Annotated in this window: 21 protein-coding genes; 6 read left to right on the top strand and 15 right to left on the bottom strand. The window is 30.3% G+C overall.

Annotated features, from left to right (window positions below):
- Positions 1 to 118 precede the first annotated feature (118 nt).
- Positions 119 to 1,375, bottom strand: a complete 1,257-nt coding sequence (locus tag ACREVU_RS16195) for a glutamate-5-semialdehyde dehydrogenase (protein ID WP_431552639.1) — start codon at positions 1,373 to 1,375, stop codon at positions 119 to 121.
- 22 nt (positions 1,376 to 1,397) lie between these two features.
- Positions 1,398 to 2,201: a glutamate 5-kinase gene (gene proB / locus ACREVU_RS16190; protein WP_431552638.1), complete on the bottom strand. Its 804-nt coding sequence runs from the start codon at positions 2,199 to 2,201 to the stop codon at positions 1,398 to 1,400.
- A gap of 517 nt (positions 2,202 to 2,718) precedes the next feature.
- Between proB and ACREVU_RS16185 the strand changes: the two genes are divergently transcribed.
- The 5 genes from ACREVU_RS16185 (at position 2,719) to ACREVU_RS16165 (ending at position 6,233) form a co-directional block, all read left to right on the top strand.
- A complete protein-coding gene (locus ACREVU_RS16185; RefSeq protein ID WP_216155640.1) occupies positions 2,719 to 3,132 on the top strand; it encodes a hypothetical protein in 414 nt (137 codons plus the stop codon).
- Between the two features lie 469 nt (positions 3,133 to 3,601).
- A complete protein-coding gene (locus tag ACREVU_RS16180) occupies positions 3,602 to 3,943 on the top strand; it encodes a sigma factor (protein ID WP_431552637.1) in 342 nt (113 codons plus the stop codon).
- A gap of 53 nt (positions 3,944 to 3,996) precedes the next feature.
- A complete protein-coding gene (locus ACREVU_RS16175) occupies positions 3,997 to 4,452 on the top strand; it encodes an anti-sigma-I factor RsgI family protein (RefSeq protein WP_431552636.1) in 456 nt (151 codons plus the stop codon).
- Between the two features lie 101 nt (positions 4,453 to 4,553).
- Positions 4,554 to 4,733 (top strand): asparagine synthase, encoded by a 180-nt coding sequence (locus tag ACREVU_RS16170; protein ID WP_431552635.1) that lies wholly within the window; start codon positions 4,554 to 4,556, stop codon positions 4,731 to 4,733.
- 339 nt (positions 4,734 to 5,072) lie between these two features.
- Entirely contained in the window at positions 5,073 to 6,233 is a 1,161-nt protein-coding gene (locus tag ACREVU_RS16165) for an amidohydrolase (protein WP_431552634.1), read from the top strand.
- Positions 6,234 to 6,301: 68 nt separating this feature from the next.
- Here ACREVU_RS16165 and ACREVU_RS16160 read toward each other — a convergent pair whose 3' ends face one another.
- The 4 genes from ACREVU_RS16160 to ACREVU_RS16145 form a co-directional block, all read right to left on the bottom strand.
- Entirely contained in the window at positions 6,302 to 7,738 is a 1,437-nt protein-coding gene (locus ACREVU_RS16160; RefSeq protein ID WP_431552633.1) for a carbon starvation CstA family protein, read from the bottom strand.
- Positions 7,739 to 7,949: 211 nt separating this feature from the next.
- Positions 7,950 to 9,401, bottom strand: a complete 1,452-nt coding sequence (locus ACREVU_RS16155; protein ID WP_431552632.1) for a carbon starvation CstA family protein — start codon at positions 9,399 to 9,401, stop codon at positions 7,950 to 7,952.
- Between the two features lie 103 nt (positions 9,402 to 9,504).
- Positions 9,505 to 10,206, bottom strand: coding sequence for a LytR/AlgR family response regulator transcription factor (locus tag ACREVU_RS16150; protein WP_431552631.1), 702 nt, complete (start codon positions 10,204 to 10,206; stop codon positions 9,505 to 9,507).
- Between the two features lie 4 nt (positions 10,207 to 10,210).
- Positions 10,211 to 11,884: a LytS/YhcK type 5TM receptor domain-containing protein gene (locus tag ACREVU_RS16145; RefSeq protein WP_431552630.1), complete on the bottom strand. Its 1,674-nt coding sequence runs from the start codon at positions 11,882 to 11,884 to the stop codon at positions 10,211 to 10,213.
- Positions 11,885 to 12,123: 239 nt separating this feature from the next.
- Here ACREVU_RS16145 and ACREVU_RS16140 point away from each other — a divergent pair, with 239 nt between their 5' ends.
- Positions 12,124 to 12,732 (top strand): 3'-5' exonuclease, encoded by a 609-nt coding sequence (locus ACREVU_RS16140; RefSeq protein WP_431552629.1) that lies wholly within the window; start codon positions 12,124 to 12,126, stop codon positions 12,730 to 12,732.
- A gap of 138 nt (positions 12,733 to 12,870) precedes the next feature.
- Here the strand turns inward: ACREVU_RS16140 and ACREVU_RS16135 are convergent, their stop codons facing one another.
- The 9 genes from ACREVU_RS16135 to ACREVU_RS16095 form a co-directional block, all read right to left on the bottom strand.
- Positions 12,871 to 13,290, bottom strand: a complete 420-nt coding sequence (locus ACREVU_RS16135; protein ID WP_431552628.1) for an acyl-CoA thioesterase — start codon at positions 13,288 to 13,290, stop codon at positions 12,871 to 12,873.
- A 163-nt stretch (positions 13,291 to 13,453) separates the two neighbouring features.
- On the bottom strand, positions 13,454 to 14,179 hold the full coding sequence (locus tag ACREVU_RS16130) for a hypothetical protein (RefSeq protein ID WP_431552627.1): 726 nt from the start codon (positions 14,177 to 14,179) through the stop codon (positions 13,454 to 13,456).
- A gap of 114 nt (positions 14,180 to 14,293) precedes the next feature.
- Positions 14,294 to 15,382, bottom strand: a complete 1,089-nt coding sequence (locus ACREVU_RS16125) for a GerAB/ArcD/ProY family transporter (protein ID WP_431552626.1) — start codon at positions 15,380 to 15,382, stop codon at positions 14,294 to 14,296.
- 19 nt (positions 15,383 to 15,401) lie between these two features.
- The gene (locus ACREVU_RS16120) at positions 15,402 to 16,547 is read right to left on the bottom strand and encodes a Ger(x)C family spore germination protein (protein WP_431552625.1); all 1,146 of its coding nucleotides are present in this window, start codon (positions 16,545 to 16,547) and stop codon (positions 15,402 to 15,404) included.
- 38 nt (positions 16,548 to 16,585) lie between these two features.
- Positions 16,586 to 17,707, bottom strand: coding sequence for a Ger(x)C family spore germination protein (locus tag ACREVU_RS16115; protein WP_431552624.1), 1,122 nt, complete (start codon positions 17,705 to 17,707; stop codon positions 16,586 to 16,588).
- Positions 17,704 to 18,789, bottom strand: coding sequence for a GerAB/ArcD/ProY family transporter (locus ACREVU_RS16110; RefSeq protein WP_431552623.1), 1,086 nt, complete (start codon positions 18,787 to 18,789; stop codon positions 17,704 to 17,706). Before ACREVU_RS16110 ends, ACREVU_RS16115 begins: the two co-directional genes overlap by 4 nt.
- 2 nt (positions 18,790 to 18,791) lie before the next feature.
- Positions 18,792 to 19,898 (bottom strand): Ger(x)C family spore germination protein, encoded by a 1,107-nt coding sequence (locus ACREVU_RS16105; protein ID WP_431552691.1) that lies wholly within the window; start codon positions 19,896 to 19,898, stop codon positions 18,792 to 18,794.
- A gap of 2 nt (positions 19,899 to 19,900) precedes the next feature.
- Complete coding sequence (locus tag ACREVU_RS16100; RefSeq protein ID WP_431552622.1) at positions 19,901 to 20,956, bottom strand: GerAB/ArcD/ProY family transporter; 1,056 nt, start codon at positions 20,954 to 20,956, stop codon at positions 19,901 to 19,903.
- A 47-nt stretch (positions 20,957 to 21,003) separates the two neighbouring features.
- Positions 21,004 to 22,485 carry a spore germination protein gene (locus tag ACREVU_RS16095; RefSeq protein ID WP_431552621.1) on the bottom strand — a complete coding sequence of 494 codons (1,482 nt, stop codon included), beginning with the start codon at positions 22,483 to 22,485 and terminating at the stop codon, positions 21,004 to 21,006.
- Positions 22,486 to 22,823: the final 338 nt, after the last annotated feature.

Below are 22,823 nucleotides of genomic sequence, written 5' to 3'. Positions count from 1 at the left end.
ATAAATACAAAAAATGAAAAAAGAATTGCTTTTCCACATGATTTATAATTATTAAAAAGCACTATAGATACTATTAAAATTCAATAATATGTATAGTGCTTTAAATCCAAATATCTTCCTATTTTCTAACTTGCCCCTCCCCATATATAAGATATTTTGTAGTTGTAAGTTGCTCAAGTCCCATAGGTCCCCTTGCATGAAGCTTTTGAGTGCTTATACCTATTTCTGCGCCAAATCCAAATTCTGAGCCATCAGTAAATCTTGTTGAAGCATTTACATATACACAAGAAGCATCTACTTCCTTCAAGAATTTTTGAGATTTAGTATAATTGTTTGTTACTATAACCTCTGAATGTTTTGTTCCATACTTGAAAATATGATCAATGGCCTCTTCCATTGACTCAACAACTTTGATTGAAAGTATTAAATCCAAATACTCTGTAGACCAGTCTTCTTCCACTGCATCCTTTGCACCTATTAGAATTTCATTTCCTTTCTTACATACTCTAATTTCCACCCCTAGTCCATAAAGTCTTTGAGAAAGTCTTGGCAAAAATTCACTTGCGATATTTTCATGTACAAGTATTGTTTCTACTGCATTACAAACTCCCGGTCTTTGGGTTTTAGCATTAACTACTATTTCTTCCGCCATACTTAAATCAGCCTCTGAATCCACATATATATGACATACCCCTGCCCCAGTTTCAATCACTGGTACAGTTGCATTTGCAATAATAGCTTTTTTAAGACCCACTCCACCTCTAGGAATAATTACGTCTACATAATCATTTAGCTTTATTAAACTATTTACGAGTTCTCTATCTACCATTTCAATAAGCTGAATACAACCTTCTGGAAGCCCTGATTCCGTGGCAGCTTTTTTAATAACCTTAGCTAAAGCTATATTAGTGTTTATAGCTTCTGAACCACCTCTAAGTATTATTGAATTGCCAGCTTTTAAACATAGTGCAGCTGCATCTACAGTTACATTTGGCCTTGACTCATATATCATACCTATTACACCAAGTGGTACTCTTACCATGGAAATATCTAAGTTATTTGGCCTTTTCCATCTTTTTACCCCTTCACCTATTGGATCTGGAAGTGATGCTACATTTTCAAGTCCAGTTGCCATGTTTTCAATTCTCTGCTGGTTAATCATTAGCCTATCAAGCATTGCCTCTGATAAATTATTTTTTCTACCTAATTCCATATCCACAGTATTTGCTTCTATTATAAGACTTTCATTATTTTTCAATGCTTGTGCCATGTTCACAAGCGCATTATTTTTCACATCAGTGCTAACCGTAACCATAATTCTAGCAGACTCTTTAGCACTTTTACCTATATCTATAATATAATCTTGAAAATTCAATTTTTCTCCTCCTCATCATTCATTACTTTGTATTTCGCTCAAATAATGTACCTATTTCCCTGCCGTCCAAAATATCATAAATAATATTCGGCTCAGCACCTTCTGCAATAATCATAGAGGCATTTGTAGCTACCACAATTTCTGCTGCCTTAATTTTAGTTGCCATACCACCAGTTCCAAGTTTTGACCCTGCACCTTTCGCAGCAGACTTAATTTCATCAGTTATTTTTTTTACATTATAAATAATTTTTGCATTAGGATTTGTTCTTGGATTGGAATCGTATAAACCATCGATATCTGAAAGTATTATAAGTAAATCTGCATCAATTAGACTTGTAACCATAGCAGCTAATGTATCATTATCACCAACCTTTATCTCATCAATAGCTACAGCATCATTTTCATTTACCACTGGAATAACCCCTTGTGTAAGAAGTGTATTAAATGTATTATGAACATTTAAAGATCTTTTTTTATCTACAATATCCTCTTTTGTCAAAAGAATTTGTGCTATAGTTTTACCATACTCGGAAAAAAATTTTTCGTACATGTGAATCAAGATTCCTTGACCCACAGCTGCTGCGGCTTGTTTCTCCCTCATTGTTTTTGGTCTTACTTTAAGCCCTAATCTTCCCATACCAGCCCCTATAGACCCAGAGGTGACTAGTACAACTTGAATTCCACCATTATGAATATCCGCTAATTGACATGCTAGATTTTCAATACGTTTCAAATTTAATAATCCTGTAGAATGAGTTAATGTAGAAGTTCCTACCTTCACTACAATTTTTGTTACATCCTTTAAATATTCTTTTCTATTATTCATATATACCCCTCATCTCATCATATTATCGAGAATAAACTTTATTTATTACTAACAAATTATACATGTATGAATTATTCCTAAAATAACTTGTCTAATCCTAAAAATTGCATTTACTTATCTATTTTTCTAAATTTAACATACTTTTTAAAATTTTTAAAGGTATTTTTTTTTTTCTTAACCTTTTTCTAATAAATAAGTTAATTGTAATGACTTTAATAGTATTATTGACTTTTTGAAAAATTATTCAGCTAAACACCACAATAAGTAAGAAGCGATTATTTTCTTTAAAAAGATAAATAAAGTATTAGCTGCGCGAATAGCTAATTGTTAAATTATTAAGTAAATTAGTTTAATTTAAAAGAATATAAACAGGGTTTTGTATCATAGTGAATTTATGATATAATTAATTTATTGTCATTAGGCATCTTGAAAAAAATAACAAGCCTTCATACTAGTTATCTTTTTCAAGATGCCTTAATCAATGACTAAATAAAAAATGTAAAGTGAGAAGATTAAAATGAGAAATGCGAAGTTAGAAAGAGCAATAATTAGAATAGATAATGATATTGCCGCTATGAACATAGCTAAAAAGTACTTATCAAACTTAGAAGAAATTAATGTTGTCCGAGATACACTAAATAACAAAAGGCAGTTACTCGCCGATGAATTGTATGCTGAGGATAAAAAATGTTATGAAGAATGCTGTGATGTTATAGAAGAAATGTTAGATAATGAACTAGCAAAAGACGATCAAATAGAATTACTTGAAACCATAAAAGAAAGTTTTGGAAGACAAGCGCCAAATGCAAGTAAAAAAAGTAGTGGCCTTAATGCTTGGTTAAAACAACTTTGCATTGAATATGATTGGGTTAAAAATGAGGAAACTGATTGGGACACACTAGTTATAACTGGATTTGGGTTATATGAATAAATCGCAAATTTAGTAATCACGTTAACCAACTATTGGTAATTAAACACCATGTTGAGCTATGCCCAACATGGTGTTTAATTTGCTTTAATCCAATTTTTTTACTTTCCTACTTCCGGAACTTCTTTCACATCTTTATTCTTCATTTTTTTATTATTATCACCTTTAGGTTGAACTTGTGGTCTACTCATTCCTTTTTTTGGCATAATTTTCTCTCCTTAAATTTATTTAATAACTTAGTTTATATTATTCCCCTCTAAGTTCATTATTAATTCCTATACTACTCAAAATTTCACCCTATAAGAAAACTTTTATTCTAAATTAATACATTAATTTCTTTCATTGATGATTTACTATTGTTTTTCATATTATCATCTCTAATTCCTTATATTCCTCTTAAAAATTTATTTGTGTTTCTTTTCCCTCTTATAATTGGTAGTATTTACGTATACAGAATATAAGGGGTGTACAAATGAACTTAAAACTTCTTTTTCATAAAAAGAAAAAAACAATCTCCAGTTTAGATGAAGAACAAAGTTTTAATATAGATGAATTAACTTCCGAAAATCGCAACAATTTTATTGAAGCTAACAAAGGCTTTATTTATTCAATTACAAGTAAAATATGCAAAAGGCATTTGATTTGGGAAAATGATGAAGAACTAAGTATTTTCCTTATGGCTTTTAACATAGCCTGCAATAAATATGATAAAACTAAAGTTAATTTTTATGGTTTTAGTAAAATCATTATTAAAAATGCGCTGATAGATTTTTTTCGAAAAAATAAGAATTCCGTAAAGCATTACCTAAAGTAGGTGAGATTCACACAGGAGAATTATGTAGGAAACCTGCATTCATTTACAAATATATGGTAACTGCGGCATCCTTGATGTTTATATGTATCTCTAGTATTGTAGCATATGCATACTACACTCCAGTTACAACCTTAGTACTTAGCATTAATCCTTCCATTTCTATTGAAGCTAGTAGATGGAATAAAATTATTGGCTCTAAAGCACTAGATTCTGATGGTTCTCTAATTCTTAATAATATTGTACTAACTAATAAATCTATAGACAATGGTCTTGAGCTTTTAGTTAAAGAGGCTAAAGCTGAAAACTTCATAAATGATAAATATATAAATGACAAAAAAATTATTAGTATCCATATTAAGAGTAATAAAAATATTTCTATAGAGGAAAAACCCTCTATAGTTAAGGAAGGAAATAAAGACAATAATAATAATGATCATTCTTCTAATTACGAAAGTCAAAAAACAAAAAATAACTCACTGAATAAATTTCTGAAAAATTTTAATGATTAATCCACTAGAAATATAAAGCATATATTCTATATATTTTACAGTATTAAAAATCTCTTATTTGTAAAACATAATAATATAATATTAAAAAGGAGGTTTTTAGTATGCGTGAAGGATTAATACCAACTATGTTAGGCGCAGTTGTTACTGCTACCGGCGCTACACTATCTAGGTCTAATATGAAAAAGAAAAATATGCTTCCTATGATTGAAGCAGGTGTAATTGGATTTGGACTAGCACACATTGTACTAGGATCAATTGATCTTGTGGAGCATAGAAGATAATAAATAATATCTTTTAAACATAATAATTAATAAAAAAGCTGATTAGAAAATTTTACTTTCTAATCAGCTTTTTTATAGTATTACTATTTATCTGTTGAAATTTTATCTACTTTTACCTGATAATATCATTACTCCCATGTAAGTTAGCATCAAAGTTACAGGGGTACAATTCATCTTAAAAATAATGCTTAATTTTTGTGCATTTGTATTTATTAGTGGTCATAAAAATATGTTATAATATTCTCAGTATACTATTTCCAATATATTAATATTATTATAGCAAAATGACTATTTTACTTTATTTTGCTATAAGTCGCTAAAAATTCAGGAGGTTTTTATATGATTTTAATTAAAAATGCAAATATCCATACAATGGCTAAGCAAAATTTTGAAAATGGAATGATTTTAGTTGATCAAGGTAAAATTATTGCTATTGGAGATGACGTAAGGCCACCGGCTAATGCAGAACTCATTGATGCTAAAGGTAAATTTGTTATGCCAGGAATGATTGATGCTCACTGCCACCTTGGAATGTGGGAGGACGGAATGGGCTTTGAAGGTGCTGATGGTAATGAAGCCGTTGACCCAGTTACTCCTCATTTAAGAGCAATAGATGCCATTAACCCTAGAGATCTTTGTTTTAATGATGCTGTACAAGCTGGAATAACAACTGTTGCAACCGGTCCTGGCAGTGCTAATGTAATTGGTGGACAGTTTGCAGTTATTAAAACCTACGGTGATAGGATTGACGATATGATTGTAAATGATTGTCTTGCTATGAAGGTAGCCTTTGGTGAAAATCCTAAAAGAGTATATCATGCCCAAAAAAAATCTCCAAGTACAAGAATGGGCACTGCTGCAATCCTTCGAGAAAATCTTTTTAAAGCTAAGATGTATGTAGAAAAACAGAACAAATCCAAAGAAAATCCGGATAAAATACCCGATTTTGATATAAAAATGGAAGCTCTAGCGAAGGTTATAAGAAAAGAAATACCTTTAAAAGCTCATGCTCATAGGGCCGATGACATTCTTACTGCACTTAGAATTGCAAAGGAATTTGACATAGATATAACCCTTGACCATTGCACAGAGGGCCACTTAATTATAGATTATTTAAAAGAAGGCATTCAAAAGGGAATAATCCTAGGTCCAGCATTATCCACTAGATCAAAAGTAGAACTTCAAAATCTAACTTTTAAAACACCTGGAATCCTTTCCAAAGCCGGGTTAAAGGTAGCTATAATGACAGATCATCCAGTAATTCCTCTTCAATATCTTCCAGTATGTGCAGGTATTGCGGCAAGGGAAGGTATGGACGAAGAAGAAGCTCTTAAAGCTATAACCATAAATGCTGCAGAAATACTTGATATAGCGGATAGGGTTGGAAGCTTAGAAATTGGAAAAGATGCTGATATTGTTATATATAATGGACATCCCTTTGATTTAAGAAGTAAAGTAGAATTTGTAATGGTAAATGGTGAAATTATAAAAAATATATAAGTAAAAGCTGTTAACATAATAATTATGTTAACAGCTTTTTTATTTTATAAATGAGATTTATAAAAAGCTTACATTTTAATGCTATTTTTCACTTCTACCTTTTTTGCTGCTTTTAAGAAAATTACCATTGCTGCTATTGCTGCTATAATTCCTACTGGAAGTGAAATCATTTGAGATAACTTAAATCCCTCTGGTGCTATTAAAATGTAAGTGGTACATACCGCCGTCATAAATGTAGCCGGAATGGTTGCCATCCAATGTTTCTTACCTATATTAACCATATACATACCTGCTGTCCATAATACTATAGTAGCTAATGTTTGGTTAGACCATCCAAAGTATCTCCATATTATTGCAAAATCCATCCTAGTTAACATGAACCCCACTATAAATAATGGAATACTAATTAGGAATCTATTTTTAATAGGACCTTGTTTAAATTTTAATGCATCAGCTATAGTTAATCTTGCACTTCTGAATGCTGTATCACCAGAAGTTATAGGACATGCTACAACTCCAAGTATAGCCAATATTCCGCCAACCTTGCCAAGTAAACTAATTGAAGATTCATTTACTACCCATGCTGCTGTATGACCTGGAATTGCCATAGTAGCATTTAACTGTTCTACTCCTCCAAAGAAGCTCATTGCTGCAGCTGCCCAAATTAATGCAACTATACCTTCAGTTATCATAGAACCATAAAATATTTTTTTACCTTGCTTTTCACTAGATATACATCTTGCCATTAGTGGTGATTGTGTTGCGTGAAAACCTGAAATAGCTCCACAAGCAATAGTTATGAATAACATAGGGAATATTGGGTGTGAGCCTGGAGCCGAATGCATATTTATCAAATTAGCTGGTGTTATTTCTGGGATATGGTATCCTCCGAAAATTAATGCTCCAGCAATTCCAACTGCCATAATTAACAAACAAAAACCGAAAATAGGATATATTTTTCCAATAAGCTTATCTATTGGAACCATTGTTGCAATTAAGTAATATGCGAATATAATATATACTAATGTTGTAACATTCATCCCTGTTAAACTATTTAATATACCTGCAGGTCCAGTTACAAAAACTACTCCTACTAGTACTAAAACTATAACTGAAAACACTCTCATAAAGTTTTTAAAACCTTTACCAAGATATATTCCTACAACTTCAGGAATACTTGCGCCATCATGCCTTACTGATAACATACCTGAAAAATAATCGTGAACTCCACCTGCAAAGATACATCCAAATACAATCCATAAAAATGCTACTGGACCCCACATTGCGCCTGCAATTGCTCCGAATATAGGACCTAGCCCTGCAATATTAAGAAATTGAATTAAAAAGATCTTCCATTCAGGCATCTCGACAAAATCTACACCATCTGCTAGCCTAATAGCTGGAGTCTGTTTAGTCTCATCTGCCCCAAATACTTTTTCTACAATTGTGCCATAAATAAAATACCCTGCTATAAGTGCAATGATTGCTAAAATAAACGATATCATATGAACGCCTCCTATTTATTTGTTAACATAATTGTAATATATTTTTGTGATTTGAAGACGATTTCATACATGAATAAACAATAAATGTACATAGAATGCTTTTATATCGATTATTTTATCAAAATTTGTAATATATAGTTTGGATTCTATAAAAAAGCTTATCACCATAATATTATGGTGATAAGTTTTTTTTATTTGTATTGTTTAATTTTTACATGTTTGCTACTTTATTTTCTTGTGTCTGTTTTACTACTATTTTTTTTGCTGCCATTAAGAAAATTACCATAGCCGCAATTGCTCCTATAATTCCTATTGGGTAGGAAATACTTTGAGATAGCTTAAATCCCTCTGGTGCTATTAAAATGTAAGAAGTACATACCGCTGTCATAAATGTAGCTGGCACCGTTGCAATCCAATGTCTTTTCCCTATAGTGACCAAGTACATTCCTGCTGTCCATAATACTATAGTAGCTAAAGTTTGATTAGACCATCCAAAGTATCTCCATATTATAGCAAAATCTATTTTAGTTAACATGAATCCTACTACAAATAATGGAATACTGATTAGGAATCTATTTTTAAGAGGACCTTGTTTAAATTTAAACGTATCAGCTATAGTAAGTCTTGCACTTCTAAATGCTGTATCTCCAGAAGTTATAGGACAAGCTACAACTCCAAGTATAGCCAAGATTCCACCAACTTTTCCAAGTAAACTAATTGAAACTTGATTTACTACCCAAGCTGCTGTATGACCTTTTATAGCCATAGTAGCATTTAATTCATTTACCCCTCCAAAGAAACTCATTGCTGCTGCTGCCCAAATTAATGCAATTACACCCTCTGCTATCATTGCACCATAAAATATTTTTTTACCTTGTTTTTCACTACTTATACATCTTGCCATTAATGGTGATTGAGTTGCGTGAAAACCTGAAATAGCTCCACAAGCAATGGTTATGAATAACATAGGAAATATTGGATTAGAGCCTGGTTTTGAATGCATATTTATTAAATTAGCTGGTATTATTTCTGGAATATGGTATCCTCCTAAAATCAAAGCACCAGCTACTCCAAATGCCATAATGAATAGACATGCTCCAAAAATAGGATATATTTTTCCTATAAGTTTATCTATGGGAATCATTGTTGCTAACAAATAATACGCGAATATAATATATATTAGTACTTGAAGATTCATTCCTGTTAACCCTTGTAATATACTTGCTGGTCCACTTACAAATACAACTCCTACAAGCACTAAAAGTATTACTGAAAACACTCTCATAAAGTTTTTAAATCCATTACCCATATATTTTCCCACAACTTCAGGTATACTTGCACCATCATGTCTTACCGATAACATACCTGAAAAATAATCATGAACTCCTCCAGCAAATATACAGCCAAAAACAATCCATAAAAATGCTGCTGGTCCCCACATTGCTCCTGCAATCGCACCAAATATAGGACCTAGTCCTGCTATATTAAGAAATTGAATCAAGAAAATTTTCCAAGCAGGCATCTGAACAAAATCCACACCATCTGCCAACCTTACAGCCGGGGTTTGAATTGACTCGTCTGCCCCAAAAATTTTTTCTACGAATGTACCATAAATAAAATAACCTACAACAAGAGCAATAATTGCTAAAATAAAAGATACCATTTCAACGCCTCCTAAATTATTTATTAACAGAATTGTAATATATTATTTTAATTTTTAATACACTTTTATACATGAAATGTAAAAAAGAGCACACGAAGTGCTCTTATATGCTCATTATCTGTTTAAATTCAATTATATTATTCCTGCTTACAGGAATATCTATTTTCTCTCCTTGTATCTTTAATATATATGTATTATTAAACCATGGAACTATTTCTGTTATTTTATCAATATTTATAATATAAGATCTATGACTTCTAAAAAATAATTCTTTTGGAAGTCTATTGTAAAATTCTGAAATGCTACAATTCACATTATACTGTACTCCTTTAATATAAATTAATGTTTCTCGTTCACTTGCTTGACAGTAAGAAATATCACTTATACTCTTTACCATCATTTTACCATCTTTCCAAAGAGTTATTTTATTATTTGTACATTTTTTATCTGAACATTTTTCAATGTTTAATAATGTACTAACTATACGCTCCTCTGAATAGGGCTTTAATATATAATCATATGCTTGAATTGCAAAAGCATCTACAGCAAAATCCTTATGAGCTGTAATAAAGATGATAAGAGATTGTTTAGGAAAATGGCTAATAATTTTGCCTAGTGCCATTCCATCTAACTTGGGCATATTGATATCCAGAAAAATAATGTCTGGTTTATTTAATTCAATATACTCTAGCGCCTTAATAGAATCATCAAATTCCTCCAATATTTTAATACTACTAAAATTGTTTATAAAATATTTTAATTCCTCTCTTGAAGGAAACTCATCATCAACAATAATACAGTTCACATCATCACTCCCTTATTTTCCTTATATTGAAATTAATTCTTGTACCATTGATAAGTCTTTCTATTTTTAATCCTTCACCATAAATATATTTTAACCTCTTATGAACATTTGCCATACCTATTCTATTCTCTTCCATTTCATCTTTATAAACCTTTTCTATAGTCTTTTCCGAAATGCCAACTCCATCATCTTCAATTACTATCATAATATTATCCTCATCAATTTTTTTAATTTCAATTGTTACTGTTCCATATCCTTTGCCTTCCAAAATACCGTGTTTTATAGAATTTTCAACTATTGGTTGAATTATTAGACTTGGAATATTAATATCTAGATCATCTTCAATATTGTAAATTATATGAAGCTTTTCTCCAAATCTTGCTTTTTCTATCTCTATATAAGCTTTGACCTGCTCTAACTCTCTATAAATATCTACTGGTTTTTCTCCTGCTTCTAAATTATACCTTAAATAAGTAGATAAATTTATAATTAGCTCTCTTGCTCTACTGGGGTTGATTCTAATAAAGGAAATTATGGTGTTTAATGCATTAAATAAAAAGTGAGGATTTATCTGAGCTTGCAATGCCTTTATTTCAGCCTTATTTGCCATATCTTTAAGCTCTCCAAGTTTGCTTATTTCTAGTTGAGTAGAAATAATTTGGGATAACCCTACTGCTAAATTTATATTTCTAAAGGAGATTGCATCCTCTTTACAATAATATATTTTTAAGGTGCCTATCATTTTATTTCCTTCCTTTAAAGGAGCAATAATTGCGGATTTTAATTTACAATTTAAATTAGGGCATTCTATCTGCTTTGCATTACTTAAAGAAAGCAAGTTTCCATCTTTAATAACTTCTTTTGTAGCTTCTGTTATAATTCTATGCCCTTTTATATGATGATCAGACCCTACACCTACGTGAGCTAGGATATACTCTGTATTTGTTATAGCTACCGCATCCGCAGCAATTGACTCTCTTATTATACCGCATATTTCTTCTAGTGAATTTTCATCCATTTCTCTAAAATATGGCAAGGTTTTATTAGCTATCTCCAGTGCTATTTTTGCTTGCTTTGCTGCAATCTCTTCCTTTTCATCATGCATTTTTTGAATTATTACTATTAGAATTGCAATTCCAATTGCATTAGTAAAACTCATAGGAAAATATATACTTTTAACAATAGTTAATGCACTATTATAAGGATGTGCCATTAAAAGTATTAAAATCATTTCTAAAATTTCCATTAGAAGTCCACTAATTAATCCATACACCCATTTATTATTTTCGTTTGATATCTTAAATACTATTCCTGCAACTATTCCTGAGATTATAGTTGTTATTGTACACGGTATTGATGTAATTCCACTTATGTCTACTAGTAGTCTGTGCATTCCAGCTATGACCCCTGCCATTATCCCTACAAAAGGCCCACAAAGTATTCCACCTGCCATTACTCCAATAATTCTAGTGTTGGCAATAGCACCATTAACTGCTGTGCCTGTATAAGTTCCCAAAATTCCAAATGAGCCAAAAATTATTGAAAGCATAATTAAATCTCTTCGCTTAAATTTCTCTTTTTGAACAATAACCTTAAAACTTCCTATCCTAGAAACAAAAAAAGCAATAAGAATCACATAACCTAAATTATTAGTAAGACTTCTTAAAAGTTCAATCATACTTTTCACCTCCACTTCACCTAAATACATATATAAATCTAGGTCTATTCTAGCCTATTAAATTATAATGCATTTTAAAGAAAGTTTTATAATTATTATATACAATATTCTCTAATATATAAAGATATAAAATCTATGTTATAATTAATGCAACATTATTTTTAGTCGATATAAAAACAAAGGAAGGCATAACATTTAATAATTGTTATGTTCCACAGAGAACAGCAGGAGGGTTTTTAATGAAAATGATTTTTTTTGATACAGAAACTACTGGTATAAGACCAGGAAACATATGTCAGTTAAGTTACATACTTGTTGATACTAGTTATAAGCCTATAAAAACCATAGGTAAAAATATATTCTTTACGGTGGATTATGTTGAACCCTCTGCTGAAGATGTACATGGTTTTAGTGTAGATAGACTATTTGAATTAAGTAATGGCAAAACTTTTGAAGATTCTTATGAAGATTTCATTGATGATTTTATCAATGCAGATATTCTTATTGGCCACAATGTTAATTTTGATATAAAATTTCTAACTCATGAGCTTAAAAATTGTGGACATACTCTAACCCCTAGCCATACATTTTGTACAATGAAATATTATAAAGATGTATGCAAACTTTATTCAGCTCGTGGTGGATATAAAAACCCAAAATTATCAGAAGCCATTACATTCCTCAAATTAAATGAGAGTAAAATAAATTTAAAGAGCAATGAATATTTTGGAGATACTGCAAATTTTCATGACGCTAGATTTGATACTACTGCAACATACTTACTAGTTACAGAAGGAATCAAGAAAGGTTTTATCCCAAAGCATTATTTTTCGCAACTTGCTAAGTAATGTGCTATTACGATTTACGATTTTTTTCTAATATTCTGATATAAGGTCAAGGATATATCGCTAGAAATGAATTCTAAGCGATATATCTTTTTGTTAACAGAATATTAAAAAATTTTAACTCATAATAAGACATTACCCTCAGTCTTCAAATAATTTTTGAAACCTACTCCACATCTCTTTATTAGCTTTTTTAAGGTCTACAACTCTAAATTTTTCATTGACAAAAGCATGGGTAGTAGCACCCTTAGCTATGATTTTTCCATCTTTTTCTCTAATAACATTATAATTAAATATTACCTTAGCCCCATTTAGTACTTGTATAAATGTTTGAATTATAAGTATGTCCTCATATCTTGCCCCTTCTATGTACTTACAAGCACTTTCTACTACTGGTATCATAATATTATTTTCTTCCATTTCGCTATATGTCATACCTATTTCTGTTATATATTCTCCTCTACCTACTTCAAACCAAGCATAATAATTTGAATGATGAACTATACCCATTTGATCTGTCTCCACATACCTTACTTTTATTTTTGTTTCATTAATATACATGTCCACTTCTCCCATCTACATAAATATTAAGGCAACTCTCCTAAATAGATTAACGTCATGTTTGCCTCCATATAATAATAATTTTTCTGAAACTCAGCTATTTTTCTTAGATTATACTTTTAGTTATAGCATAATCCAAGAAAAAGCGCATAGTTCAAAAGCATTAAAAATCATATATAATACCATCACAAAATACCCTTTTAATTACTCTATTATCTACATAAATTTGAATCGTATCACCTTTTTTCAAGTACAATTCTACAGGTAAATTAAGTTCATAAGCAAAATTTCCTGATTTTATTTTTAATTTTGTCTTGTGAACATGATTTCTACCCGCTAAATCAGCAAGGTCTGCACCTAATAATAATCCTTGTCCTGATGACATACTATCAATCTGTATTCTTGGATAATCCATAATCTTTGCAACCATAGGAACATTATTTTCTAATTTTTCTGTGTTAAGATAATCTATCTCTTCATCTATGATCATAGCATTATTTTTAATTACAACCTTATTAACATCTAGCAAAAAATATGCATTTATTTGTTCATTTTTAATATCTTTAAAATAAGATTTTTCTTCATAACGTAGTACTCTAAGATATACCAGTTTCAATAATTCATCATAGGTATTATCTTTAAATTTACTAAATTCTTTAATTATAATATTATCTATGCTTTTACTTAATCTTGGCTCATTAATTTTCCCTAGAATACTTTTACACCCCAAATACCCGGCTAATTCAGATTTTATATTATTTATTTGAAAATCCTCATCACCTAATTTAACATCTGTACTAGCCACCATAAATACATTGGTGTATTTTGGATATGCAGATTGAATAAATCCTAAATATTTTTTATTTTTATCATATACATTAAACGTCAATTTAGGTCACTTCCTCATAAATTATTTTCAAATTAAATAAACATATAAAATACTCCATATTAGTATTATACATCTATTTAAAATTCATAAATATAAATTTTCCGAATTATTATTTTACTTTTTGGCTTTGTGTTTTATAAATATCAATATAGCAATGATAGATATATATGCAATATTAAACAATGTTATTTTAGGAGTAACAAACCCAAGGAAGTCTCTTCTTTGAACTTCGTTTTTAAATAAAAAACATAAACAAATTAATACTGGGAATAAAGCCCAATAAAAATACTTTTTATTTTTTATTTTTAATAAATCACTTAGAATATACATAACTACATATTGATCATTTGCTATAATCTTAAACATTACTATACTCCATAAAAATAGAAATAAATAGCGAAAACTATTTAATAATGGTAAGTTTACCGCTTCTGTTGCTAATAAAACTGGCCATAGTGCTATAGATGTAACCTTATACCCTAAAGTATATATACATATAAAGGTAACCCAAAAATAAGCTGCCATAGTAAAAAACACGGCTTTTAAAGTTATATTTTTTATTTTATTCTTTTCTTTAAAAACAGGATAAATTAAAAATACAGCTTCTATTCCTCCATAAGCTAACGCTGATTCCATGCTACTACTCAAAATATTCTTAACTCCTGTTTCAAATATAGGAAAAAAATTTAAATGATTTCCATTTTTTACGGTTGCTAATAGTGCCCCTTCTAAAATAACTATAGTATACAGTGAAATTACATTGATTTTCCCCAATACTTTTATACCTTTATTACTTAAATACATAGCTAATAATATGGTAGGAATAAAAATCTTTATTGGTGTTAAAAAAGGTGTTGCATATACTCTAAAAATATTACTTAAACTAACAATGGTAATTATTAAAAATATACCAAATTGAACCATAAATAAAATATTGCATATAGTTCCCAAGACCTTTCCTAGATATATTTTACTTAAAGCTAATATATCCTGATTGGGATGACTTTTTACATAATAGATAGCAAGCAATGCTAAATATAGAGGATATATACTTCCAACCAATATAGCTATCCATCCATCCTGCTTTGCCTCCTGTACAATGCTATTAGGTAATGCTAAAATACTTGTTCCTATCATAAATCCCACTAGTATTGCTATAGCTTCATTCTCTTCCAGTAAGTTCTTTTTTGTTTTATCCATCATATTTACTCTCCGTGTACTTTTAGTACTGCCCTATTCCCATCTTATCAATTTTAACCTTTACATTTACTTTAATGTCTGCATTACTTATCTCTTCATTCCAATCTACCCCAGTTTCCCTCCCATATTTGGCTGCAGCAATCATTCCTAAATTTAAGCAATCTATTTTATAAACATTTTTCATTTTATCCAGAAACCCATAACACATTTTCTCTATCTTTTTTTCCATAAGTTCTTCAAATTTACTTTCATTTTCTTTTTTTATATCACTATATAGTGTGTTATGTATAATGTCTCCCTGGAAATCTAAATCAATACTAAATTCATATTTATCTTCTTTTTTAGTACAATTCACTTTCCTTTTAACAAATGCATCATAATTTATATACTTATCAGGGCTTTCCTGCAAACTTAATATTCCTTTTACATTTTTCTCCCTGAGCATACTCATGATTTTGCTATCCTCCATAGGTAATACATAAGCCATTTTGTCTCCTTTAAATATGGCAAAACCTGTAAACGCAATGTTTTCATCCTTTATCTCTAGGTAAGGAATCACTAAATTTTCTCCTTCTGATGCCAATGCTACATATATGTTCAATAGTGTATAATTCTTAGATGAAAAATTATAGTCTATAGCATTTCGGATAACACCTCCCATATAATCTGAAGAACTAGCATACCCGTCAACCTTAGCCTTCAATATATCTTCTGCCTTGCCCTTACATACTGTAAAAACGCCTCTATCATTTGTTTTTGCATTGGCAAATTGTATATTTACTATATCTTTAATTCCATGCCTTGCCGCTTGTTCACTTATTATAGCTATTTTTTCAGTTCCGATTATTAATGGCTTACTAGAGCTTAATTGTCTTTTTTCCCTTGTTTCACCAATACTTCTTGCCCTTGCATCTATTTTACTACTGCCTTGTTCAGTTATTTTAGTATTTTTATTAATAATCCTCGCACCCTCCTTTGCCTTTTTTTTAAAATCATATATACTAAATGGAATATTGTACTGCACATTACCGGTTAACTCTTTAACAATATCATACCCATAGCCTGCAGCTATATTTAACTGCTCCATAGGAGCTACATTCAATTCTTCTACATAAATAGGAACTATAAGGGCCAATAAAAACATAATTATCACTATATTTTTTTTCACAGTGTATCACCTTCTATTTCTTCATACTTATCCTATATTTAATACTCTCCTCTTCCTACTTTATCAACATCAACCTTTACATTTACTATAATGTTAGAATTACAAACGACTTGATCCCAATCTACTCCAGTATCTCTTCCATATTTCGCCACGGCCACCCATCCTAATTGTAAGCAATCTACTTTATATTCATTCTTCATCCTATCTAAAAAAATGTCACACAAATCTTTAACTTTTTTTGACATATCTCCTTCAAACTTTTTGATTACCGCTGTATCTCCAGCCATATTTTTATATAGAACATTATTTATAATTTCCCCTTGTAAATTTAAGTCAATAATAAAAGTATATCTATCTCCTATTTTTGTACATGTAATTTTTCTTTTCGACTTCGCCTCGAAGTTTACATATTTTCCTGTTCCATCTTGTATAGTTAATATGCCCTTTACCTTATTTTCTCTCAGCATATTCATTATTCTTGTATCATTTATATCTAAAAGAGCAGCAAGCTTATCCTTTTTAAAAACTCCCATTCCTGCTATCTTAATTCCATCTTCCATTAGTTCTATATATGGGCTAACTATATTTTTACCTTCTGCATCCATTGATAATATTGCATTTTTAAATAGATAATTATCTTTGAAAAAGTTATAGCTTGCTGAATTTTCAATCATATCGCTTATATACTCTGCTGAGTTATCATAGCCTGGAATAGTATATTTAAAATATTCTTCACTTCTACCTTTACATAACACTAAAAATGAATTGTCATTAACCACAGTATTCTTAAAATTAACATCTATTAAAGATCTTATTCCATATTTGGCATATTCTTCTTCTAATACATAGACTTTTGAAAGCCCTAAAAAAAATTCTTTTCCTATTTTTTTTTGCCTGTTTTCTCTTGTTTTACCAATAGTACTGCCTACTCCAGTACCTATTAAAGTTTCAACACTTAAATCTTCCTTATATGAATTAGCAGTGGAAGTAACCCTATAGAGTATATTCCCTTCGTCGTCTTTATCTATGCCCATCCCTATTCCCACAGAAATACCCAAGTCCTCCACACTTAGTAAGTGTATTTTCTCACCGCCAAAAAACACTAGAATTAATGTAATGCATAAAAAAGTTATAGGAATTATGCTCATAATTTTTTTCATTTTACCCTTCCTTTTTTTATCCATATTAAGCTGGCGATGAGGGTTATATACATTAAATTGTATATAGTACTTATTGGTGAGGTATACTTCATAATCTCAACAATTGCTAGCATATCTTTATAATAAATCTCTGCAAGAATTATAACCACAGTAGCCATAACTAGATATATTATTTTTTTACTTTTTATTTTTTTAATATCCTCTAAAATAAATACACACACATAATTAAAAATGGCTACAGATTTTATCGCTATAATTATCCAGCAATATATAAAAATATATCTAAAATTAGTTATTATTTCAACCTTTACTGCCGCCGTCACTGTAAAAAAGCTCCATATTGTCTTAGGAATAATATCTTTTCCCATATAATATATACTTATAAAAGTAATCCAAACGTATATAATAGTAGTAAATCCCACTGCTTTTAAAACGGAACTCTTTATCTTACTACTATCATTTATAAATGGATAAATTAAGAATATGAGTTCTAATAATGCATAATTATCAAAACAATCTAGGCCTCCCCTTAGAATGTTTACAATTTTTGTTCCAAATATAGGGCTTATGTTTAAAAAGCTTCCATACTTTAAAATAGAAATAGTAGGGATTATAGTTGCAATCAGTATCCAAAATGTTATAGTACATAATCTTCCAATCACTTTAATTCCTTTACTAGATGCATATGTTCCTAAAATAAATAAAACTACATAAATCTTTAAAGGAGTTAAAGAAGGTGTCGCATCTGTTCTTACAATTATCCCAATAATTGAAATTAGAGCTGGGAAATAGCTGAAAAAGCTTAGTAAAAAAAGACAATTTAATATGGTTCCAAATGTGTTCCCAAGGTATTTTTTACTCAGTACTAAAATATTTTCCTTAGGAAATTTTCCACTTACATATATAGCTAAGAGAGCAACATATAGTGGATATATAGCCCCTATTATTACAGAAATCCACCCATCCTGTTTCGCAACCGCTACACTATTAGCTAAACCTGCTACTGTTACATCAATTACAATTCCCATTAATATAAAAGTAACTTCATTTGGAGTTAGTAGATTTTTCTTTTCTATCTGCATCCCTAATAATCTCCTCTACCTTGTAAATCTACATTAACTACTGCATATACTTTAATATCTGCATTAGAAACTACTTTATTCCAATCGATATTTTTGTTCCTTCCATACTTGGCAGCTGCTTCTCTTCCAAGTGCAAGACAATCTACCTTATAATCACTCTTCATCGTTTTTATAAATTCATCACACTCTTTTTCTATACTCTTCTCCATATCTTTTTCAAATTCTTTTCTTTTGTTTATATCCCCCTTGATATCAGCATACATTTCATTATTAGTAACCGTACCTGTGAAGGTCAAATATATATTGAAACTGTATTTGTCACCTTTTTTATAACATTTCACTTTTCTCTTTTTACTTATTGCGTCAAAATCAACATACTCTTTAGCACTCTTTTGAAGGGATAATATCCCACGTACACTGTTATTTTTTAAAATATTAAATATTTTAGATTTTTGTATATCTGCAAGTTGTACCATTTTATCATTATTGAAAATAGCCATACCAGTAATTTCTATTCCTTCATTTGTTAATTCTAAATATGGAATAGTAAGACATCTACCCTCAGCTCCAATCCTAACATATGCATCTATTACCTTGTAGTTGCTAGAGAAAAAGCTGTAATTACTATAAAATTCTATAAGTCCCATCATATACTCTGAAGCATTATTATACCCACTTTTCTTGTATTTTAAGTAATCTTCTGCTTTTCCTTTACATATTGCCATATAAGCCCAGTCGCTTGCCTCTGGATTTCTAAATCTATCATCTATCAAAGTTTTCAAACCATATCTTGCATATTCCTCGCTAATCAAAACTATCTGTTCTTGCCCTTGGACAAATTTTTTATCCATCTTTTGTTGTCTTTTCTGAATTACTTCACCTAAATTTTGACCATTATCATTAAATAAAATATTCTCTTGTGTACCACTTGATTTATAAACGTTTGTACTAATAGGTATACTATATTCAATGATATCTTCGCCTTTTCTTTCAATATCATAGCCAATACCATTAATAGTCGCTACCGCTTCAATAGGAAATCTTTCTTGTCCAATCATAATAAATACATAAATAAAAACTCCAATGATTATGATGACGTATTTTTTCATGTTCAAGATTTGCCTCCTCTCTTAAAAAATATAAATGCAGCAATAACAGTCATGTATAATAAATTAAATAAGGTATACCACGGTAAAACATTATTACTTATGTTTTGCCTACTTATTTCATTTCCAAAATTAAAAGCTAAATATAAGAGTATTGGAAACATTAAAAAGTAAATTTTTTTCTTCTGTATTTTATATGCAAAATCCTTTAAAATAAATACGCTTGCATAACCGTTAATGGTAATAGTTTTAAGTGCAATTATGCTCCACACATACATAAAAATGTATCTATAATTATTAATTACTGATACGCTTAAACTTTCTGTCACTATCAAAAACGACCAAAAACTTTTGTTTACAATATCAGGGCCTAAATAATATATTGTTATAAAAACGCACCAAACATAAATAACTATAGCTATAGTTACACTCATAATAGACGAGACTAGCATCTTTTTTTTCTCTTTCAAAAAAGGATAAATGAGTAGTATTATTTCCGCCCCTGAATAAGCAAAAGTTGATTCCAAAGCCCCCTTCAATATTGAACCAAAACCAGAACCAAATACAGGACAAATATTTGTCATTTGTGAAAGTTTTAAAGCACTTATAGGTGTTAGTATCAGAGCTATAGTAAGCAAAAAGCAAATTTCACATATTCTTCCTATTACTTTCAACTCTTTAGAAGCAGCATATATAATACATATAAATATGATAGCTAGAAATTTAAAAGAAGTAAGAAATCCCATCATATAACTTCGCATTAAATTGCTATAATAACTAGCAATTAATGATGCAATAAAAATAAAATAAGTTGCAAATATTAAATTACAGCAAGTTCCAAGGACTTTACCAAAATACTTTTTACTTAAAATTAAAATGTTATCATTAGGAAACTTTTTACCAATATAGCTGGCAATAATTACAACATATAATGGATATATGCCACCTATTAAAGTGGAAATCCACCCATCCTGATGAGCGACTTTTACTACACCATTGGGAAGTGATAAAATACCAACTCCAACAATAGTACCGAAAATAATAGTGACAAACTGACTCACCGTTAAGTAGTTTTGCCTTTTGTTAGAGCTTCCCTCCATTTTATTCACTACCTTTTTTTCATAAACTTATTTCTGAAATTTGTTTGCCTTATTGGATTTGTATTAGGAATTCCCACTGGCCGCTTGTTCATCTTCCACAAGGGTGCTCTGATAAAGGTATCCTTCATATCACTTTTATGAAACTCAAAGTATGGTACTCCTAAACTATCTAAAGAGGAAAGATGAACTAAAAGTATAAACCACCCTACAGCTATCCCAAATATGCCCATGATATTTGCTAGTATCAGCATTGGAAACCGTAATATTCGAATAGAAAGAGACATATCATAATTGGGGATTAAGAAAGTAGTAATTACGGTAATTCCCACTACAAGTAAGGTAGTAGGACTGACCATTTTAGATTGAATTGCCGTATCTCCTATAATAATACCTCCTACTAAACTTAAGGTTTGCGCTATTTTAGTAGGCAGTCTTAGTCCACCCTCTCTTAAAAATTCAACAACTATTTCCATGGCCATAATCTCTAAAAATGGAGTTAGGGCAATTCCCACCCTTGACTGAACAATTGGGGTAACGAATTTTATGGGTATCAGTTCTACATTAAACTTTATTAATGTTAAATAAATAGAGGGTAGCGTAATAACAACGCAAGCAGCCAAAATCCTAAGAAATCTTACAAAAGAGGCTATTATAGTTCTTTGTGAATAATCCTCCACAGCCTGAAAAAAATCCATAAATGTCGCTGGATACATAAGCACCATTGGTGTTCCTTCTAAAACAACTAGTATTCTCCCTTCTAGCATATTTCCAATAGCCCTGTCTGGTCTTTCTGAATTATCAGCTTGTGGAAAGATTGAATAGGTATAGGTTTCAATAAACTGGTCAAGCGCTCCCGCTGAAAGTACACCATCTACATTAATAGATTCTATTCTCTTTCTTAATTCTTTAACTACTTGTTCATCAGCTACACCATTTAAATAAACCATTGCCACATCACTCTGCATTCTACTACCTACATTAAGTATCTCAATGGTCAGGTTATTATCTTTTACTTTTCTTCGTATTAGACTAATATTCACTTCTAAATTCTCTACGAAACCATCTCTTGGACCTTTTGATGCAGTTTCATTCATGGGCTCAATAATCGCCCTTTGTTGTCCACCTGTAGTGTCAGCTATTATTACTTCTAAAGCACCATTTATTAATACGGCAGTTTTCCCTCTTTTAAGATGATTAACCACTACTTCTAAATCCAACTCTACCAATGTGTTACTCATAGAAATATACCTTTTACAAAGATAATCAGCTATATTTGCCTTTCCATTTAAATTTTCTCCTATATGAATCATAAGAGGATTCAATATATCTCTATCAACAATGTCCTTGTTTGTAATTCCGTTAACGTAGATAATAGCAGCTCCCAACGGTTCATCTATGCCAATATAAAAATGCTTTACCACCATAGGGCTTTGTGCGCCAAGCCCATCTCTAATTAACTCGATATTTAAAGCTAGATCTCCATTTTCCATCGCAATCACCCCGCCCTTCTCATAAGTAAGCACCTTAAAAATAAAAATTCATACTTTAACTTTGATTTATATATTATGTAGTTTCTCTCATTTAATCTAAAATATCCACTTTTATTTCTTATATATTAATTTAGACTGTGCACGTGCATATATTTTTATGATGTTACGGTTGTACTCGTAGTTTAAACGAAGCTATTTGAAGTAATTATGGTCAATCGAGTAGGAGCTAAATAATTAATTTATTTAGCGACCTCTCACACCACCATGCATACCGTTCGGTACACGGCGGTTCAATAGAAATTAATGTTTTAATAAATATGTCTCAGATATAGAAACTA

This window comes from Clostridium sp. (assembly GCF_050717535.1).
Lineage (GTDB): Bacteria > Bacillota > Clostridia > Clostridiales > Clostridiaceae > Clostridium_AD.
Note: the sequence above shows the minus strand (reverse complement) of the source record. Positions and strands in the feature narration are given on the sequence as shown.

Bases quoted from the DNA above. Each gene is read 5' to 3' on its own strand.
- proB (WP_431552638.1), bottom strand. From the start codon at position 2,201: ATGAATAATAGAAAAGAATATTTAAAGGATGTAACAAAAATTGTAGTG.
- ACREVU_RS16185 (WP_216155640.1), top strand. From the start codon at position 2,719: ATGAGAAATGCGAAGTTAGAAAGAGCAATAATTAGAATAGATAATGAT.
- ACREVU_RS16180 (WP_431552637.1), top strand. From the start codon at position 3,602: ATGAACTTAAAACTTCTTTTTCATAAAAAGAAAAAAACAATCTCCAGT.
- ACREVU_RS16175 (WP_431552636.1), top strand. From the start codon at position 3,997: ATGGTAACTGCGGCATCCTTGATGTTTATATGTATCTCTAGTATTGTA.
- ACREVU_RS16170 (WP_431552635.1), top strand. From the start codon at position 4,554: ATGCGTGAAGGATTAATACCAACTATGTTAGGCGCAGTTGTTACTGCT.
- ACREVU_RS16165 (WP_431552634.1), top strand. From the start codon at position 5,073: ATGATTTTAATTAAAAATGCAAATATCCATACAATGGCTAAGCAAAAT.
- ACREVU_RS16160 (WP_431552633.1), bottom strand. From the start codon at position 7,738: ATGATATCGTTTATTTTAGCAATCATTGCACTTATAGCAGGGTATTTT.
- ACREVU_RS16155 (WP_431552632.1), bottom strand. From the start codon at position 9,401: ATGGTATCTTTTATTTTAGCAATTATTGCTCTTGTTGTAGGTTATTTT.
- ACREVU_RS16145 (WP_431552630.1), bottom strand. From the start codon at position 11,884: ATGATTGAACTTTTAAGAAGTCTTACTAATAATTTAGGTTATGTGATT.
- ACREVU_RS16140 (WP_431552629.1), top strand. From the start codon at position 12,124: ATGAAAATGATTTTTTTTGATACAGAAACTACTGGTATAAGACCAGGA.
- ACREVU_RS16135 (WP_431552628.1), bottom strand. From the start codon at position 13,290: ATGTATATTAATGAAACAAAAATAAAAGTAAGGTATGTGGAGACAGAT.
- ACREVU_RS16125 (WP_431552626.1), bottom strand. From the start codon at position 15,382: ATGATGGATAAAACAAAAAAGAACTTACTGGAAGAGAATGAAGCTATA.
- ACREVU_RS16115 (WP_431552624.1), bottom strand. From the start codon at position 17,707: ATGAAAAAAATTATGAGCATAATTCCTATAACTTTTTTATGCATTACA.
- ACREVU_RS16110 (WP_431552623.1), bottom strand. From the start codon at position 18,789: ATGCAGATAGAAAAGAAAAATCTACTAACTCCAAATGAAGTTACTTTT.
- ACREVU_RS16105 (WP_431552691.1), bottom strand. From the start codon at position 19,898: ATGAAAAAATACGTCATCATAATCATTGGAGTTTTTATTTATGTATTT.
- ACREVU_RS16095 (WP_431552621.1), bottom strand. From the start codon at position 22,485: ATGGAAAATGGAGATCTAGCTTTAAATATCGAGTTAATTAGAGATGGG.